This is a genomic window from Marinobacterium profundum (assembly GCF_001528745.1).
Classification (GTDB): Bacteria; Pseudomonadota; Gammaproteobacteria; order Pseudomonadales; family Balneatricaceae; genus Marinobacterium_A; species Marinobacterium_A profundum.
In genome coordinates this window covers 25,634-46,604 of sequence record NZ_BCNS01000129.1, presented here as the reverse complement: position 1 = coordinate 46,604, position 20,971 = coordinate 25,634, and the positions used below count along the sequence as shown (strand labels likewise).

The window sequence follows — 20,971 nt, the reverse complement described above, 5'->3', positions numbered from 1 at the left end:
TGTGTCCGCCAGGGCCGGCGTGTAACAGTAACGTCTTAGTGACTGGGCTGAGTCTCAGCCTCGGCTGCGGCCGGTACTGCAGCGGTTTCACCCACTTCGCCAAAGCGTTCTTCGTACTGCGCCAGTACATTGTTCAGCAGTGTAGCCATGCGCTTGGCGGCAAAGGGATTGAGGATAATGCGATCCGACAGTTCGATGGACAGTTCCTTCTGCTGTGCATTCCAGGCCTGGTTCAGGCCGAACAGCAGGGTAATTTCTTCCCGGGTGCTGGAGACGTTACACACATTGGCATAGGTACTTTTCATGCGAGAGTCATCCCACTTGATAGTAGGTGCTGCAACTTTCTGCTTGGGCTTGTCCATGTTTCTTCCTTAAATTAATCAGTGTGTACGGATATTACCGGCGGCCTTTTCCCAATCGAGGGGAGCCGCCTTTTTGATCTTGTCGTCGCCAGCGAAGCACTGCTTGGCCTCATCCCAGTGCATGACATGACGCTGTTCGTGACGCAGCGAATCAAAACCTCGCTGAGCCAGTTTCACAGTACCAGATCGCTCACCGGTTGCCATCTTCCAGCCGGTCAAACCTGCGATGGTCGACGGTGCCAGCGCAGGCTCAGCGCCCGACTCGGGTAATTCACGCACGCCGGCCGCGAGCGTCGTATCCATCAGCAGCGATGCACCGCGACCGGAGTTGCTGTGCACGTAACCCAGCACATGGCCGATCTCATGACTCAGTACCGTCAGCAGATCCATGCGCGCGTAGGCTTCCGTGCCGGCGCGGGCCTGCAAGCTGCCATCCGCCATGGTCCGGTATTCTTCATCGGCAGCGGCTGTCGCATCGACAAACCAGCCCCAGCCCGCCGCATTGCTATCGATGTAGATGGTATTGCCCTCGACCTGTGCCAGCACCGCGCCGTCCAGACTGACGATCTCAACCCGGAGATCATCCAGCCGGCCAAGACTGGCAGCGTCAACCAGACCGGACAAGGCCCAGCGGTGTTTCGCCTGCGCCAGAACCTGAGCGACAGCCTCAGGCGTAACGCTCAGCTGGTCATCGCTATACATGCCACGCGGTGCCTCGCTGCTGGCCAGCAGATTGTTGTTCGCTTTTGCACCCTTGGTTTTAACTTTTGTGCCCGATGTTTTGGTATCGGACTGCGGATCGGCCGGACCGCCGGTCTGATCGCCCCAGTAAGCATCTTTTTGCGTGACCAGCCCCAGCTCGCCATCGGGTTCACCGTGGCGCGCAGGGTCACTGCCGCTATCCGCGGCGCGCGTTTGATCGGCACCGTCACTGGCAGACAGGGCGTACAGAAAGTCCGCTACGCTGGGCTGCAACTGGCGGCTGACCGTGCCCAGACCAAAGGGATTAAAAGGTACCAGATAGGTATTAAACTCGCCGGCCCAGTCGATCAGACGATCCGCCTCGGCGTTACCGATCATGATGTCACGGCCAGCGCCACCGAAGGCAAGATCGGCGTAGTCGGCGTCCGGTGCGTTGTTGAGCCCGCCATTGGTATTCAGATTGTCATCGACGTTGAGCAGGTCATCCCCGTAGCCGCCGTAGAGGTTGTCGTTGCCGCTGCCGCCCACCATCCAGTCGTTGCCCAGGTCGCCGAATAGTACATCGTCGCCATCGACTTCGGCCGGATTGAAGTTGAGGAAAAATTCCTTGCCGCTACCCGTTTTCGACAGGCCACCCATGTCGGTCAGCAGTATCTTGCGCTGCGGATCGTATTCATCGTAAAGCGCAAACTCTCCAGCCGGGCGGCTGGCATCATAGCGAATGGACGTCACATCGTAGGGGTTGTAGTGCAGCACATTGCCAGGATTAAACGGACGCTCAAAATCGATGCGCACCAGGCCCGCTGTCGGATTACCCTCAGCATCGGATATCTGGCCATAGGCAGGCGTGGCCATCGCCTCGGCGCCGGACATGGCATCATCACCGGCTCCGCCGTGCAACGCATCATTGCCGAGCCCGCCAAAGATAATGTCATCGGCATACTGGGCCGCAAAATGCACATCCTGCACAGTGGCGGGATCCACATTGAATGGCGTCAGATTCACCGTCTTCTTCAGCTTGCCGGCAACATTGATGGTAGCCTCCTGAGCCTTGCCGGAGGTGGCGATGTTCTGTTGGGTGACAGCCGTGGTGAGCCCGTTGAGCGTTTCAGTGAGCCCATTACGCGAGCTATGAATCCGGCCATCATCGCCCAGCACGCCATCGTCCCCTGTGCCGCCCGAGATCCAGTCGTGGCCCCAGCCACCGATAATGTCATCGTCCTGGGCATCGCCGAACAGCACATCGTTGCCGGTCATGCCGTAGACAAAGTCATCGCCCGATTCGCCGTGAATCTCGTCACCGGCGCCATGATCACCCGCCAGCGCAGCTGCATCCAAATCAGGGCCGCCCTCGGTGTAGTCCAGCAACTGTGCGGCGCGTACCACAATCTTGTTTAGCGTGCCGCTGCCGCTATTGTAATTGTCGTAGCTGAAGTTCAGGTACTGGCCCGCATTGGCGACACCCTCTGTACCGACGATACGGTAGATATTGCCGTTGTCACCCAGGATCATGTCGGCATCACGGGCATGGCCCCTGCTGTCGGTATCGCCCATGTTGTTACGGGAAATATCGGTGCCGGCGCCACCGAAGATCAGGTCGGCCCCGTCTGCGCGCTGATTTTTCAGCGCAAGTCCGAACAGGCTGGAGTTGCCGCCGATGATGTCATCCTGACCCAGGTTGCCGAAGATAACGTCGTTTTCGCCGCCACCCTCTATATAGTCATCGCCATCAGCGCTCGCTTCAACCGATGCAACCACAACCAGATCGCCCGCCGCAGTGCGACTGGCGCTGACCCCGGTGCCATCACTCAGCCTTGTGTCGATCGAGCCATCGCCCTGAATCGTATCCTTGCCGCGCTGGCCGAAGATAGTGTCATTCTCGGCACCACCTGCGATGTAATCATTACCAAAGAGCCCATCCAGGCCATCGCCGACACTGATAGACCAGTTGCTCCAGGCGGGAATATCCGCCGCTGGGCCGCTAAAGTGCGTTGCTCCAATCTGTGCGCTTGCGTCACTGCCATAGAGCAGACCGTCCGTGAGTGCGCGCAAGCGCGGATTGCTGTTGTCACCGCCCGCGCGGCTCGTCAGCATTGCCTGATCGCCAAAAATCAGGTCGCGGCCGCTGTTGCCATCGATGATATCGCCACCTACGCCACCGAAGAGGATGTCATCCCCTTCGTTGCCTTTAATAGTGTCGCTGCCTCCGTTGGCGTTGGCGCCATCGATACTGCTGATAGACGCTGTCTGGAAGTCGTAGGCACCGTTGTCACCTATGCCTATATCGTTACCCATGCCCAGCGTAATTGTGTCCGCGCCCTGGCCGCCAAACACAATATCGATACTCCCCTGGGTATTGATATCGTCGTTACCACCGAAGGCCTGGTCAGTACTGGTCATGCTGTCGATAATGCCGGCAGTCCACTGGGTAACGCCGTTATCGCCGAGGATATAGTCGGTGCTGTCGCCGGTGTCTATATCATCGCCACCTACGCCGCCTATCACCAGGTTGACGTCTGCACTGCTGGCGCCGCCCAGGGTCAGAGTATCCCCATCACCCCGGGTGCTGGTGCTCTTCGCGGTTTGCAGGATGTTATTGGCGTCGAAGTCGAACTCGCCTTCATCGCCAATCACGTAGCGGGTACCCAGGCTCAGCAAGGGCGTGGTGACCGTATCGGCACCGATGCCGGCGATCACGACCTTGTTTCCAGCACCCAGCGTGATCTCGTCATTGCCACCGCCGGTCTGCGTCAGCGGGCTCTGCATATTGCTGAGTAACTCGTCGCCAGCGGCACCGGTGAAGGTCATGCTGCCGTTGTCGCCCAGCACCTGGTCGGTGCTGCTGGCCGTATTAACGGTGATAAAGTCGCCGTCGCTGCCACCGATAACCTGGTTCAGTGAACCCAACAGGGTGATGGTATCGACACCGCCGTTACTGTCAGACGTGCTTTGCATGCTGCGCAATGCGCCAGCTTCAGCTGCGTCATAGTCGATTGCGCCGTTATCGCCGATCACCCGATGGGTGCCGGTGCCAGCGTTTACGGTATCGTTGCCAACACCGCCGATGACCGTCTTGTCACCGTCGCCCAGATCAATAATATCTGCGCCGCCGATGGATTCGTCGCTGCTGTGGATACTGATCAGCTGTGCACCCGAGAAGCTCATGGTACCGTGATCACCCAGCACAAAACCGGTACCCGTTGAGGTAGTGATCTCATCACCGCCACTGCCGCCGATCACATAGTTATTGGTGCCATTCAGGGTAATTTGATCCTGCTCACCTTCACTGGCGAAACGACTGGAGACCGCCAGGGTCATGCCCGCCAGGTAGCTAATGAGCGCATGGTCACCCACGACCAGGCTGTTGCCGTCGTCATCTGTGATGACATCCATTCCAGCGCCGCCCATCAGCGCGTCTATGCCACTACCACCGGTGATGGTATCGCCGTTGCCAGCGTTGCCGCCTGTCAGGGTCGACAAGAGTGCGGTAATGGATCCATCACGCAGATACTGATACTGGTATTCCTTGCCCGACAGATCGGTTGCATCGACGGTGGCGTAATCCACTGTGACCGGACCAATACCCGTTACCTGCAGAGTTACGCTACCCAAGTCACCCAGTATCAGGTCATGACCCGCGTTACCACTGATGGTATCCGCGCCCAGACCACCCAGAATCAGGTCGTTATCTTCATTACCCGACAGGGTATCGTCATGCTCGGATCCGAAGATGACATCATCACCCTCGTTGCCTTCGATGGTGACCTGGAAGCCGGCTTTGGACGCATCGATCACATCATCGCCAAGCTCGCCCAGGATAGTCAGCGAGGTGCTGTCATCAACACGGCTGGTGGTATCGGTGACGGTGATATCATCATCGCCTTCACCCGCGCGTATCAGGGTTGCGGCACCGGCAATCACGCCATCAATATGAATGTCATCGCCATCCTTGCCCGCCTGCAGCAACACTCCCTGTCCGTAAGCGCCACGGTAATGAATGTTACCGGAAGCAATCCCCGTCACTGAGGTATAACCCGCGCGCTCGGTGTTGGTCATGATGATGCTGTCGGCCGTGGCATCATTGATATCGTTGATATCCAGCTTGTTGCTGCCTGTACCGGCATCAACAATCAGGTGTGAAACAATCCCCTCGGTCGTGGTGTTTTCATCCGACACTGTAATCTCGTCGTCGCCACCCGCGGTGTTGACAAAGACTTCTGCTGTGGCCTGCCCCAGAGTATCCAGCACCTGCACACTGTCAGCGCCCTCACCCAGGTTCAGGGTCAGGTTTTCAACGTCGTCGTAGCCGACGTGGATAAATACATCTGCGTTTGTCATGCCCGCCACCGTGGTTACGGCGGTGTAATCGCGCTGTTCAGTCTGGAAGATCACCGAGTTCTTGGTCGCCTCGCGGCTACCATCTGCGCTAACGCTGACAAACTTGGTCAGATCCAGTGGATCCTGCGCGGCATCTTCATCCAGGATGCGGTATTCATCGTTAAAGCTGATGATCTCGGAGATCAGACTGCTGTCATCGGCAAAGCCCGCAATATCCTGATCAGGACCGCGCGCCTTGATAATTTCGACCGCCAGGCCGCTGATTTCCTTGAGTACCAGGAACTGGGCATTAAGCGCTTTCTTCTGCGCTTCGTAGGTGCTGCCCAGCGTTTCGATCAGATTTTCAAAGCTCTCTTCCTGATCGCTGTAGGCCTGACGCAGCGCCAGAAGCTCGTCGGTCTGGGATTCACTGCCATCAAAGTAAGACTTGGCCAACGCCACCTGAGACTGCAGATTTGCCACCAGCGCCTGTTGCTGCACATAGCGGAAATCAACGGTGTAATCCAGATGCACCGTACGGGTAAACCACCAGTAGTCGAACGTGAATGTGTACTGCGTATACAGGCTCGTCTTGAGGCTGGCGAACTGAGTCACAGCCGCATCCCGCGCCGCTACCAGCAGCTGGTACTGCTGTTCATTCAGTGCCGCCAGGGTGACAACATCATTAGCGTCCCGGGTCAGGGAGGAGGTCATGGCCTCGTAGCGGGCCTCGGACTGCAGGTAGGCAATGTACTGCGGATTGTTGGCTACAAACTGCTGCACCGCCGCCTGGTTCGCCAGGTAGCTTGTACGGAAAGTGGCGAAATCAAAGCCCGACTCCAGCGCATTGACGAAGGCCTCAAAACGCTCGGCGGCGCGATCCAGCACCTTGATACCGCGCAGTACATCGGTCACTGCGATAGGCAGATCTTCCATATCCGGCTGACCGGCGCTATAGATCAGGAAGCTGTCGATCAGCTCTGATGCCGTGGCATAGGCCTCGCGCACCTGGGTGTAACCTGCGCTGTTAAAGAGAGTTTCGAAATCATCGTAACCCGCCGCTGCCGCGGCCGAATTCAGGATGGCGACGAAGTCGGCGCCATCGAGGTCGGTGTGCAACTGGTTGATGCCGTCCAGAACGTCAATCAGGCCATTGCTGGTATTGGCCGCCAGAGCATTGTAAACCGGCGCCAGTACCATCTGCCTGTCAGCAGCAAAGCCATTGTCATCGTCATAGGGGTTGAACTGGGCCAGCAGTGTAGCCAGATCGGCACTGATACTGGCCAGGGTCGCCTGGCTGTAATCATCACTGCCAAGGGCAGCGCCGATCTGGGCGATCAGGGCATCGAGCTTGTCATCGTAGATATCGGCGAAGCTGTTGCTGCGCGTCAGATCAAACTGCTGCAGCTGCGCGATCACAGTGGCGCTCTGCTTGGCCAGTACTGACGCCGACAGATCCAGGTTGACCGCATCCACCGAGGCGATCAGCTCACTGGACAGCGCTTTACCACCGGCCAGCGGATCATTGATATTAAAACCGCGAATATCCGCGTTGCTCTGGTAGCTGTTGTAGAAACTGTTCAGATCGGCCTGGGTGATATCACTGCCGTTGTAACTGCGCGCCTTGAGCAAATCGGCATAGATGTCCTGGCTGCCCAGATAATCATTCACCAGGGTGTCGTACAGCTGTGCCAGAGCGCGGACGTTATTGTCATTGGCCTGGTGCACACTGGTGGACACCAGTTCCAGCTTGAAGGTCACATCCAGCCAGCCATCATTATCCTCGGTAGCGGTGAAGACGGTCTGGCGATTCTGGTTCAGGGCACCGTTGATCAGGTCGTAGATATCACTCTGACCCGATGCATTTTCCAGCAATTGCTGCAGGGCACTGCGGTTGCCGCTGGCATCCACTGTAATGTCCTGGGCATTGCCATCGTCATCGGTAATATTGACCCGGCTGCCGAAGTTGCGCAGCCAGTCTTCGGCGGTATTGAAACCGCTCTGCAGCCCGGTAACGGCCGAATGGGCCACTAGGTTGTCGAAGGTGATACCGAAGATTTCGTAGGAATAGGTGACACTAAACTTGGCCTTGAGCCCCAGCGCCGACATCCGATCCAGCAACGCATCGTCGATAGCGTTGGATTCGTAATAGCGCGCCCGGGTGTACAGCTTGATCTGGTTTTCCAGCAGCTGCTGATCATTCAGACGCAGCGTATCGGCAGCCTCGGTCACCGAGGTCGCCAGCTTTTCCTTGCTGCTGTTAAGAACGTCCAGCAGTTGCTCCAGGCTGGCTTCGGAGATTTCGTCAAGGGCCGTATCCAGATCACCCTGGCTGACGGCAAAGGCCGCGTCCGCGTAAGCCTCAGACGCGCTCTTGAGTTCCGCTTCCAGCAGATCGTTTTCTTCGTCTGTAATGCCCTGCAGGCTGATCGCGCTGGTAATGCGGCTCAGCTGCTCAAAGCCGGTGCTGTGTTCCAGCAGGTTCTGATCGACGCTAACGTCGGCCGCGCTGGCATCGCCTGCGCGATCCACTTCAATGCTGTCGGTGCCCTCATCGCCAAACAGGTAGATCGACTGCCCTAGCTGATCGAGCATGCCGTTCTTGCCAACGATAATCTCGTCGTTGCCGGCATTGCCGTGCACGGTAGTAACCGCCTGGGTCTGCTCCACGAAGATGCGGTCGGTATGAATACCGCCCTGCACCTGCAGGCGTCCGGTGAAGAGACTGTTGTCTATATGCAGTTCAGAGCCCTGCACGCCGCCGGTTTCATCGGTCAGGTTAAGGGTGACTTCATCCATGCCGGTAAAGTGCAAGGCTGCGGCGGCATCAACCCCGTGCAGGGTATCCATGGCATCGCTGCGAACGCTTTCGATGCTGGTGATGGCACCGGCACCAAACTGCACCCGCAGGGGCGCTGTGGTTTTCAGGGTCAGGGCTGTCAGGTCCTGATAGACAATGCGATTGCCCCCCAGGTCATAGACCACGGTTTCCTTGTGCTGCGCCTCGAAGGCCACGGCCACATCGTTCTTGCTGATGCCATTGAGCTGGTAAAGGTATTCACCGGCGCGGGACGGATCAGGGTGCTCCACTTCGGCATAGTCGAGATCCAGGTCAAAGTCGGCGGCAAACAGCTCCAGCTCGGCACGGGCATAGCTGATGGTGCCGTCGGCCTTAAGCGTATTCTGAATATTGAAGTAGCTCAGGCCCGCCGGAATCGTTAGCTCCGTCTGGCTGCCATTGGCAATATTATTCAGCAGCTCAGTATCGTAGTAGCGATCCTGGAAACGAAGGTAATCGCCGGCGGCACTGGCCAGCAGATCCTGGGCAATGGCACCGGTGCTGGCATTGCCGAGCACCGTATCGACAAAGTCGGTGGCTGTGCTGGTGAGCGTGAAATGGGTGTAATCGAACACCACGTCCTTGCGCTCAAGCTCGACGTTGGCGAAGCGGATACGGTTGTTGCCGCTCTGGTTGTTGACGATAACGCGATCGTTAGCCCCTTCACCGCCATCGATCAGAACCGGTGACACGAAGGCATCAATATCGGTGGATTCCGGCATGGTGACCTGCAGGGTCACCGCCGGGTTTTCCACCTGGAAGCCGACAATGCGGCCGGTTTCATCAATTTGATAGAACGGCATGCCGCTGACCGTATCCACCGAGAGGTAGTTGCCCAAGGCATCCTGATCCACCTCGTAACCTTCCACCGCGGCGTAGAACTGGTCGCGGTTTTTCGGGTAATTGAGGTTGATCACCTGCTCGGGGCCACCGATCTGCACCAGGTCACTGCCGGAGCCGGTCTTGATCACCATATCGCCGATCAGACCCATGTCGACACCATAGAGGTAGACGGTATCGTCGCCGCCACCGGTGAGCAACTGCAGGCGTTCGATATTCAGCAGCTTCTGCAATTTAACGCCGGCGCCGTAGATGCGCTGTATGCTGTCGCCGGTGACCGGGTCTCTTTCTACAAAGACATAGAAGGTATCGCTCAGTACCGTACCGACCAGGGCCACGCTGTCAAAACCTGCCCCGCCGTTAATAATGATATTGGCGTTTTCGACATAGACCAGGGTATCCACATCCACTTCCCGGGTGTCCGCCGTCGGGTCCTGAGACACGCCGCTGACCGAAGACACGCCGGAATCCAGATCCAGCAGTTCGCCATCGTCATCCAGCGTCAGCAGAGCCTTGATAAAGAAGGTGTCGTTACCGTTGTCGCCATAGAGACCGATGTCGGCAACGTTGTGGTTCACCTCGAAGTAGTCATCGCCTTCGCCACCAAAGAAGTTGGAGTTGTTGACGTTGGCACCGTCGGTAATCTCCAGCACTATGGTGACTTCCTGACCTTCCACCAGCACGGTATCGGTTTTAAGCACAGATCCGACATAGAACAGATCATCGCCGGCATCGCCGTAGACATCGATCTGGGACTCGGTGCTGTCGGAAATAAACTTGTCAGCTTCTGCACCACCGAACACTGTCACCTGCTCGACGGAATGGTAGTTGACGACCTGATAGTCGGCACCTTCGGACAGGCTGGCTTCACGCACATTCATCAGTGAATCTTCGTCGTCAAGATCCACCTTGCCAAAGCTGTCGTTGGCATCAAAGTGGGCGATCAGCAGGCCGTCGCCATAGTTGCCGTAACTGCTCCAGCGATCATCGGTAAAGCGCTTCTCGACATCTCCAGCACGCTTGTAGACGGTATCCAGCTGGATGGTGTCTTTGCCTGCGCTGCCCTTATAGATCAGCGAATCCAAGCCGGCCGCACCACCGGAATCGGCAATATTCAGGTACTGGCGCCCGCTGGCCAGTTGCGCCAGTTCCAGCGTATAGCTGTCGCCGCCCTTGCCGCCATCCAGCAAGCCGCCACCGGACCAGCCGGTCAGTTCAAACCAGTTGGCGCTGTCAAAACCAGAGAGTTCTGCGTTCTCGAACAGATTGGTAAAAGTCTCGGTTTCATTACCGAACTGGCCCGACAGCCGTTGCGGGTCACCGACTTTGCGCAAAGGTTCGGAATCATCGATCACCAGCCGGGTATCGCTGAGGATAAAGTCAGCGTCGCGGCTTTCCACCAGTACGTCGACATCACCGTCGATATTAGCATCAGCACCGCTATCGGACTGCTCGTAGAACTGATCGATGCCGGCGCCGCCGGTCATGCGGTCGGAACCGCTACCGCCGATAATGACATCGGATACGCTGGCCAGGTTGGTGCCGATGATGCGGTCATCGTCAGCGCCGCCATCCAGATAAATATGGGACACCAGCGCCTGGGTCACGCCCAGGGCATCGATGGAGTCATTGCCACCAAGGGTACTCAGGCGGCTATAGTCGTTGGTTTCCAGATCATAGACATCGACGATGACATGGCTGCTCGGATTGCCGGCAATATCTTTGCCGCCATCCAGCTGTTCGTAGCGCATGGCGGTCTGGGTATTGCCGCCCACGCCAGTGGACTCTACTGTGCTGACCAGATAATTGTCGGCACTATGGGTACCGTCGATCTGTACACGGTCGATGGCATTGTCATCGGCCACCTGCAGCATCTTGAACTCCAGTGTCTGGGCGGTATCCACCAGATCACCGGCGTCATTGCGCTCCTTCACGAAACGATTTTCCACCACCAGCGAGCGCTGAGTACCTGTACTGAGCTTGACGCTGCCCACGCTGGTCGTTGCCAGGTTGCCGATGACAATATCGTCGGCGCCCATGCCGGTATCCATGCTGAGGATCTCGACACCGCTGCCACTTAGCGTTATGCCGGCGCTGGCGCCGTGCTGCCAGTTAATCCGGGTATCGCCGCCACTGGCCGATACGACCACGGTATCCACAGCGCCATCATCGACGATGTAGTTACTGGTATCGGCCTTGTAGAACTCGTCTGGATTGACGCTGTAGCCGGCCATGAAGATTTCATCGTTGCCCTGGCCACCGTCAAAGCTGTCGGCGCCATCGCCGTTTTCCCAGCTAAGGGTGTCGTCGCCACGGCCGCCGACCACAATATCGGCGCCGGTACCGGCAATGATATGGTCGGCATCGTCACCGCCATCGATGGTGTCGATGCCGCCACCTGCATTGATAAAGTCATCGCCCGTCCCGCCCAGAATGCGGTCATTGCCCTCACCTGTGAGAACCTGGTCACTGCCAGCACCGGCATCAATGTAGTTGGCAAAGCCATTGGCAAGGCCACTGGTACCCAGAGCCGTACCCGTTGCCCAGATAAAGTCACTGCCGGTGCCGGTGCCATCTTCATTGTCGCCGAAGATCACATCAGCGCCGTCCTGCGCCATGATGTTGTCATTACCATCGCCACCCACGATCAGGTCCGCCATATTGGTGCCTATCAGGGTATCGTTGCCGCCTTCACCATAGATACGACGGCTCTTGTCAGCGTTGCTGTTACCGGTCAGGGTGATGATGTCATTGCCACCAGCGCCGTGAATCTCCAGGTTGGCCACAATTTCGGTACTGATTTCGTACTCGTCGTTGTTGGCGGTACCGGCGGCGCGGATCGAAGTCACCAGGGTCGGATCAAACACCTGGGTATGGCCATTGCCGGTGACAAAGATGCGCTCAACCTCATTATCGATACCATCGCTGGGCGTGACGTCGATATTATCCAGGTACACCTTGTAGATTTCCGGCAGATTGGCCTGGGTGTTGCCATCGGCATCGGTGTAGGCCAGGGTCAGCACACCATTGTTCAGTGTCGCCACTGTCGGGTCCGGCAGGTCCGGGCAAATCCATTCAAAGCGTGCCAGGGTCACTTCGACAAAGCGCTTGCTGGCTTCGAACAGGGTGATCTTGGAGCCGAATACCTTGACCCCGACCCAGAGGTAGCCTTCAAGGAAGGCCTTGATGGTGCCTTCCATATCGAACAGACAGAGCGGATTTTCCTGCAGAATGCTGGCCACTTCCTCGAAGCGGATCTTGCCGTCGTAAACGGCCTCGACACCGGTATTGCCACCGGTACCTGTCTTGGGCAGGTCATGCAGGTTCAGGCCAATTTCGGCCTCTACCCCGCCCAGTACACCGGCTTCTACCAGCCCACCGATACCCAGCGCAGCTCCTGCGGCAAAGGTAACCTTGAGGGTGACCTCGGGAACATCATCGCCCTGAATCAGCTGGCCGGTGTCAGACACGGCCCAGTCAGCGATAAAGAAGCCATCGAAGATATCGCCCAGATGGCTGACCGAAGCACCAAAATCGTAATCGTTGGCTTCGAACTCATTGAACCAGCTGCGAATACCGGTGGTATCAAAGCCAAAGTAGAAGTCACTGAAGACCTCCAGCTCACCCTTGATGACCGCATTCAGGCCGGCAAAGATAGGGAACGACTGCTCATACAGAATCGAGAAGTCGATATCCGGCGTATCGTAGATGAAAAGGTCAACATCCTTGCCCAACAGCAGCCCGACCGCCGTCATGGGGTCGTACAGAATCGGGAACATGATGGATCCTGGGCTGGTACCCAGATTCGCCACCAGGTTCTTCTGGCTGGCTGTCGCATTGGGGTCATTGGCAACGGCATCGGTGGCCGACTGGCCGCCGGACTGACTCAGGTCGTCGTTGGAAATGGCCGTGCTGTCCGAAGTCACCAGGCTTGAGCCCAGTGCAAAGGTGCCGAAATTAACCTCGATGGAGGTACCGTTTCGCGCTGCATCCGCTGCCAGGGTAATAAAGTCCGACACCGCCAGCAGCGCTGTTACGGTGGTGCGCAGTATATCGCCGGTGCCCGCCGCCTTGACGTTCATCGCCAGTACGGCGATGTCCAGCAGGTTGATCTTGTCGACACCCAGATCTATATCGGTGGTGAGGATATCAAGGACCCGGCGCAGCTCGGAGTCTGCGCCCAGGAACGGATCCAGTTCCAGCGCTATGGGGCCGATAAAGCCGCTGAACAGGTCACCTACATCCAGAGTCACGTCTTCGAGCACGACCTCAGGCGGAGCCAGGAAGTCGGCGCTGAAGCTGCTGCCACTCTCCCAGGTGATATCCGCCAGCTGCTGATCGTAATGCACCGTCGTAAAGGCATTGGGCAGCGCTATATCGTCGCCAAAATCCATTTCCAGGGTGGCGAACAGATCGACATTGGCCTCGGCCGAGATCTGCGCCGACATGGTCAGGGCCTCACCGATACGCCAGCGATCTCCCGTGGCCTGCAAATCCATGGCGATCTTGCCACGCAGGCCGCTGTTGCCATCGTCGTCATCGACTTCGGTCATGCGCATCTGCAGGAAGCCCAGGGTGCCCAGCAGGCTGGCACCCTCGCTGAGGGAGGCATCCAGCGTGAGACCCAGCTCTTCACCTGCTTCGGTGACACCTGCGGTATCGAGGAAGAAACCGCTGGTATCCAGGCCAAAGCCCAGCCCGAAGAAGTAGTCCAGACTCACTTCGATGGTATCGGTGGGGCCAGTTTTAAGCCCCAGACCCGGTGCTGAAAGATCAAAGTTGATAGGTACTTCGAGGAAGCGCTTGATGATCGCATCATCAATGCCGTCACCGTCGGTATCGCCCATGCGCTCCACATAGTCGGCCAGGCCTTCAAACACGCTGCCAGCCAGCAGCACGTTAAACGTCAGCGCGCCTTCGGCGGTCAGCACCAGGCCTATGTCATCGGCGCTTTCCACATCGCCGTAAATTAGCTTGCCGAGCTCATCGTAGGCCGGATCGCCGTTGGCGTCGGTCTTGGCCACCTGCAGGTAGGCACCCAGAGCATTGAACAGCGCATCGCGAATCAGGCTGATCACATCATCACCATTGGCCGCGGCATCGGTGAGTTCCTTGCCCAGGCCATCGACGTAGGTACCGCTGCTTTTATCCCCCAGCAGGCTGTCGCGCAGCTGATCGACAAAGGCACCGGACTGGTTAAGCACATCGCCCACCAGCGGCAGGCCCAGGCGGCCCAGTTCACCGACCATCAAGGACTTGATGCCCTCGAACATGCCCTCCATGCCCTCCAGTACAGTGGCCGGGTCGTTAAGGAAGGCAATCAGGCTAAAGCCTGCAAAATTGGGTGCTATGACTTCAGGTGTCGACAGGCCGGACAGATCGAAATCAAAGCCCGCATGCAGCACGTTATCCGCGTAACTGTCACCATTAAGGTCCAGTTCTGAGCCGCCCATGGGCAGGCTGCCGGTACCCAGGAACATGGGCAGATCCAGGCTGGCTTCACCGCCCGCCTCGAAACTGAAATTACTGATATCGAAGGTGCTGAGCTGATAGCGACCGTTGCCCACCTGGGGCAGCGTGATGGCCGCCACGGCATCGACTATGGCGCTGCCGTTTTCGATCCAGAAACCGATGTCCGGCAAGCTATCGCTGATACTCAGGGATGCCTCCACATCGATGTCATCGGCACCGGCGCGCACGGCGAGCGAGACCTGAGTGTCGTCGCCGATAAAGGCGTAATCCTGCACATTCAGGCCCGCGGGGCCGGCATTGCCGATCACCGCCAGGGCATATTCCTGCAGTGCCAGATCCAGTTCCAGCGCTATATCCAGGTCGGCATCCACCAGCAGGGTGCCATCGGCCGCCATGGTGATGCCAAGCTGAGCCGGGTCAAAGCCCGCCGGCAGATTGAGGAAGGCCGCCAGATCCGCCAGGTCAAAATCAAACCCCAGCTCCAGCTGCGGCAGGCCCAGGGCACCGAACAGATCGCCCAGATTCAGATCGAAGTCGAAATCAATGCCCAGATCGAAGCCGTCATAGCTGAAGTCAAAGCTCGGCAGTGACCAGTCAGGCCACAGATCCGGTAGCAGGTCCGTCAGCTGTGCATTGAGCCAGTCTTCCAGACCCTGCAGACCGAGGGACACATCAAAGTTGTTCAGCGGCTCCAGCAGGCCGGAGAGGAAATCCTCCAGCCCCAGATCAAAGCCCGGCAGGTTCTTGAAGATGTCATCCAGTGACAGGTTCAGACCCGGAATATTGAGGCTGAAGTCGAAATTATTGACCAGATAGTTGAGACCGCTGCGCATCATCTCGAAAATCTGATCCAGGCTGATGGAGCCCAGATCGAACAGTTCGGACAGATCCGGCAAGCTCCAGTCCAGATTGCCGAACAGCGTGCCCAGATCTCCCAGACTCGGCAGTTCAGGCAGCGCCGGCGTGTTGAGTGTAATGGTGGGCAGGCTTGGAATATCCAGCCCAAGCCCGGCGGCATCAACCACTACCGGCAGGGACGCACTCACGCCAGTATTGCGGTCGGCCTGCAGACTGAACAGGCTGTCGTAGCTGTTGTTACTGACCGTATCCAGCAGAATCTGCTCACTCAGATCACCCTGGGCGCCAATCGTCAGGTCGATATTCAGTGCCAGCAGGCCCTTGGCATCATCAATGGCAGGGCCGCCGATGGACGCCGCTATGACGCCAAAATCGAGCCCGGCATAGATGGCATCATCGAACAGGGAAACAGCGAAGTTCAGCCCCGGATTGGAGACATGGAACGCAAGATCCGCGGCAGGGTCCGCAGGGTCGGTCGGCAAGACGCCAAAGGCATAATCAAATTTAAGTGTAGTGGTGACGTCGGGATTCAATTCGACCTCGACACCCGGTATCTCGCTGAGAGTACCGCCAAAATCAATCCCCAGCGGTTGGGTGCGGGTAAACAGCTCCAGGCTGGAGCCAAACTCCAGCAGGCGGGTATTTTCTGTAATAAAGAACAGTGGCTCGCCGCCGGTGTCCGTCAGGGCAAAGAGCGCATCCGTGTTTGAGTCATTACCGTCATTGGCTGTCGCGCTGCTGGCGCCCCAAAAGAGGGTCTTGAGCGCATTGATCTGGGCCTGAATGCGCAGCGCCAGCTCATCGGCAATATTCACCGCCACACCGCTGTCGTTCACCAGCAGGCCCGACAGGGTTTCACCCACCAGCGGCAGCTGCAGATCCAGCAGAGCATCGAACTCGGAGTAGCCCGTGGAGAGCCCCTCAGCCATGGCTTTGAGTGCTTCCAGGCCGCTGATCATCTCATCCTGCACCGCCGTGGTAAGGATGACGTTGGCCTGCTCCAGGGTATCGGTTTCCTTGACGCCGGCGAAGGTCTCAACATTGAAGTCGGCGGTCAGGACACTGCTGCCATCGGTAACGGTAACGTTACGCGTCAGCGCTGTGGCCAGATCAACCTCGGTGCCATCACCGCGACCGTTGTTGAACGTCAGCGCTTCAGTGACGCCCGAGAAGTTCAGTACATCTGTGCCCTCGACCAGGTTCTCGACGATGCTGTCCAGCCCCCAGTCAGAATCAAAGGCGTAGGTATCATCGCCGTCGCCGCCCTCAAGGCTGTCGTCACCGCCACCGCCGTTGAGCACATTGGCCGCTGCATCGCCGATGAGTCGGTCGTTTCCGGCACCGCCGACTAGATTCTCGATGCCGGCGAGGGTCGCCACGGTCATCACCGTACTGGCGGTATCTTCATGGGTGACGATGCTGCTGCTCAGGTCCAGCACCAGGTCAAAATCGGCTTGGTCAAAGTTGACGAAGCTGATGGTATCGCTGCCATCACCACCGTCGATCACATGATTGCGCGCGTTGCTACCGTCCAGCTCGCCCCAGATGCCGACATAAAAATTGTTGTCGCCATCATCGCCGGTGAGCTGATCGGCGCCACCATTGACGGAGCCATAAATGTGCTGGAAGTCACTGATGCCGGCCAGGCCCGTAGCCGTGCCCGCATCCAGATCGACGCTCACGGAGGATTTGTAGCCGCTAATGCCCTTATCGCCGCCAGTAAAGTAATCCAGGGTGTTGCTGCCCTCGCCCGCTTCAAGGCTGACTGTGGAATCCACTTTATCCTTGATGATGACGGTATCATCGCCGCTGCCGGTCTTGAGGGTCCAGCTATCGGTGCCGTTGCCGGCATTGTCGATTTTGATGGTGTTGCTGAGCAGCGCATTAAGCGCCACCTTGACGGACACATTGGAGCCACCGGCGGCCACATCGGTGAAGGTGACCTGCAGATCCTTGCTGATGTCGGACAAATCCAGCGTATTGGCGCCATCGCTGTCGCTGATGGTATCGGTCTGGTTCGGCGACAAACTCAGGTCCAGCGACGTCCACTTGGACTCCACCTTATAGGTGTCGTCACCGCCCTCGCCCTGCAGGCTGTCACTGCCCTTGCCACCGATAAGGGTGTCGTTCTGGGCGCCACCCTTGAGGGTATCGTTGCCGGCACCGCCATCAAGGCGGTTAACCTGGGCATCGCCGGTGAGCTCATCGTCAAAGCCGCTGCCGATCAGATCATTGATACTGCTCAGCGTACCTGCGATAAGCGCAGTATCCTGGGCAGCATCCGCCGGATCAACGATCGCCTTGGCCGTGGCCGCAGTCAGATCCAGCTTCACGCCATGGCCGCTGCCGCCATCGTAAGCGGAAAAATCCAGTGTCGCCGTGCCTGCGTTGACGCCGGTGCCGGAGAAGCCCGTAAGACTTCCTCCCAGCACCGCCGCACCTTCGAAGCGATACTGATTGTCACCGGTGCCGCCAATCAGGTTCTCGACGCCGCGGGCCGTCACGCTATAGACCTTGCCGTTCACCGCGGTGGTGACGGTAATCACCGTTACACCATTGTCATCCGTGATAACAAATTTCAGATCGCTGCTGACAGCGGAGAAATCCAGCGTGCCCGCACTCGAGGCGGTGTCATCCAGCAGGATCGAGGTGCCACTGCCGTTGCCCCAGTTATCCTGGAACACATAGTCATTGGCACCGCTGCCACCGAGCAGGCTTTCGATTTCGGGCAGACTGGCGGCTGCCACCGCCAGGGTGTTGGCCGTGGCGCTGTCGTCGGTCACGTTGAGTGAGCCATCGGCATTAAATGTAATCGTCAGATCGGCGCTGACCGCCGCTATCGCATCGATCTGCGGCAACGCGGCCGTGGCCGCCTGCAGGTCCATGCCGGCAAAACTGATGGTATCGCTGCCGCCATTGGCCAGCTCGGTAATACCCGTATCCTGACCCCAGCTGCCGCTGAACAGGTAGCTATCGTCGCCCTTGCCACCGCTGAAGCTGTCGTTGCCAGCGCCGCCAACAAGGGTGTCGTCGCCCTGATCACCGGCCAGCACATCGGCACCGCTGCCGCCAAACAGGAAGTCGTCACCGCGATCTCCCGACAGGCTCTGGCCACTGTCAGCCGCGCTCAGGTGATCCTGTTTCTCGCTGCCGACCAGCTCATCAATGTTGCTGAGTGTGCCGCCGACGCCGGGCACCGCTGTGGCCACGTTGGACAGATCCACCACTGTGGTCAGGTCAAACTGGCTGTAATCCAGAATGCCAGTACCGCTGCCACCGTTGAGGTTGCCGCTGATGGAGCCGCCTGCCGCGAAGCTGAAGGTATTGACACCCTGGCCACCGACAAGGTTATCGACATGGCTGAGCGTAACCCGATGGCCGCCGCTGCGATTGCTGGTATCCGCCACCACCACAGTGCCATCGGCCTTGATGCTGAAGTACAAATCCGTGGTCACGGCGCTGAAATCCGCCGTCACAGTGGCACCTGCGGTGGCGCTGATCACCAGCTTGTCGGCCCAGCTGTTCTTGAAATTGAATGTATTGATGCCACTGCCGGCAACAATGCGCTCAATATGGAGTGCGCCGCTCAGGCTACTGGCACCGGCACTCACCGCCAGCCCGGTTAGGGCAAGGTCATTGACGGTGAAGCTCAGATCCGCGCCAACAGCGCTAAAGTCCAGGGTATCGGTGCCCTCGCCCGCAAGCTCGGTGACAGTAGTGCCGTTCCAGTCCGCAGTATCGCTGAACTCATAAAGATCATCGCCGGCGCCGCCTTTAAGCGTATCGCCGCCGGTACTGGCCACCAGGGTATCCTTGCCGGCGCCGCCTTCCAGCGTATCGGTATCGGCACCACCATCCAGGTGGTCATCTCCGGCATCGCCCTTGAGAAGATCAATGCCGGCGCCGCCTTGCAGCGTATCAGCGCCCTTGCCGCCGGAAAGATCATCGGCACCGCTAAAGCCTTTGAGAAAGTCATCGCCGTTGCCGCCGATCACCTGCTGGATATTCGTCACCTTGCCCACGGCAAAGCCCGCAATAGCGGTAGCCCTGGCACTGTCGGCGGCGCTGCCTACTGTGAAATCTACCGCGACGGCGCCGCTATAACTTTTGTCGAAGATGCCGGCAGCGGGGTCGGTATAACTCAGGGTATTGGTACCAGCGCCGCCATCCAGAGTGCCTTTGAGCTCAGCACCCTTTTGCACGATAAAGGTATCGTTACCCGAACCACCCTTGATGTTTTCGATCTGGGTGGCGGTGATCTTATTGGCTGTGCCACCGCTGGAATAGGTCACCACCACCACATTGTCTTTCTTGATGGTGAATGTCAGATCGACGCTCAATGCCGACAGGTCGAGGGTATCGGTGCCTTCGTTTTTCAGCTCAGTGACTGTGACCACACCAAAGCTGTTGGTGTTGAATACATAGGCATCGTCACCCTTGAGTCCCTTGATGGTGCCGGTGGGGTTGGTCAGCGTATCGTTGCCATCGGTCGGGGTCGTCGCCAGCACGCCCTGCATCGCGGCAATACTGAGGCTTTGAGTCTCGATGACACCGGTACTGTTTTCCAGATCCCAGTCGGCGCCCGGCAGATTACCGGTATCATCATTTGAGGCGGCCACATCGGCGCCGGTCAGGGTCGCCAGAGTCTCAACAAACTCCAGCCCCAGCTCACCTTCGGCCACATCGCAGCCGTACAGCAACAGGTCACCATCGCTGGACAGGGCACTGCCCCAGCGTTTCAGTTGCTGCTGACTGTTTTTCAGTTGCTGCGTAGTCAGCGTGCTGCTGCCCAGGAACAGGGCTCCGGCAGAACCATGGCTGAGCAGATGAATAGCCGCGACGTTTTCGAAGTAGTCGAGAACACTACCTATCTGCTCAACACCCTCTCGCTCGGCATCCAGCACAAATATCTTGATGTCCCGGTCTGCGTTAAGCAGCAGCTGTTGTTGCAGATCGGCCCCGGCCAGCTGAGCACCCATATCCGTTGCAGGCTGATCAGCACTGGAGACGGGTGCAGGCACCAGTGTCAGTGGATTGCTCTGCAGGGATTCCAGAGTGGCGGCAAGCTGAGTGTCGGCGCTGCTGAACAGCTCGTTGATCACGGATTCCAGCTGGGGGATACCGGCATCCAGGATCACGATCTGGGACGCCATCATGCGCTCGACCAGATAAACTTCACCGGCGCTCAGCACCAGGCCTTCGTCTTGTGCATCACCGTCAGCGGGCACAACATCGTCGGGGCCGCCAGCCTCTGGTGCCGGTTCCGCTGCTGGATCCGCCGTCGCAGGCCCGCCCATATCAAGCGCAGTACCCTCACCGAGAAGCCGTGTCAGGCTGTCATCCACGGCGATACTCTCAGGCTCAAACTCGGCATTTTCCAGCACACTGAGCTGCAGCTCGGATTCGATTACCCCAGTAACGGACTCATCCGGCTGCTGCAGATCGGCGGCGGAAATACCCAGATCTGCCGACAGCAGCACCCGATTTTCCAGCGCTTCAAACTGCAGATTCTGCTTTTTTTTGCCGGCCTTTTTGGCCTTTTTACCCTGATAAAAGATCTTGTTCATAGCAACGCCCCCGC

At 58.2% G+C, this 20,971-nt stretch carries 2 protein-coding genes; both read right to left on the bottom strand.

Features of this window, described 5'->3' with window-relative positions:
* Positions 1–35: 35 nt before the first annotated feature.
* Positions 36–362: a DUF3467 domain-containing protein gene (locus MPRO_RS14775; protein WP_067294174.1), complete on the bottom strand. Its 327-nt coding sequence runs from the start codon at positions 360–362 to the stop codon at positions 36–38.
* Positions 363–380: 18 nt separating this feature from the next.
* On the bottom strand, positions 381–20,957 hold the full coding sequence (locus MPRO_RS14770; protein WP_067294171.1) for a DUF4347 domain-containing protein: 20,577 nt from the start codon (positions 20,955–20,957) through the stop codon (positions 381–383).
* Positions 20,958–20,971: the final 14 nt, after the last annotated feature.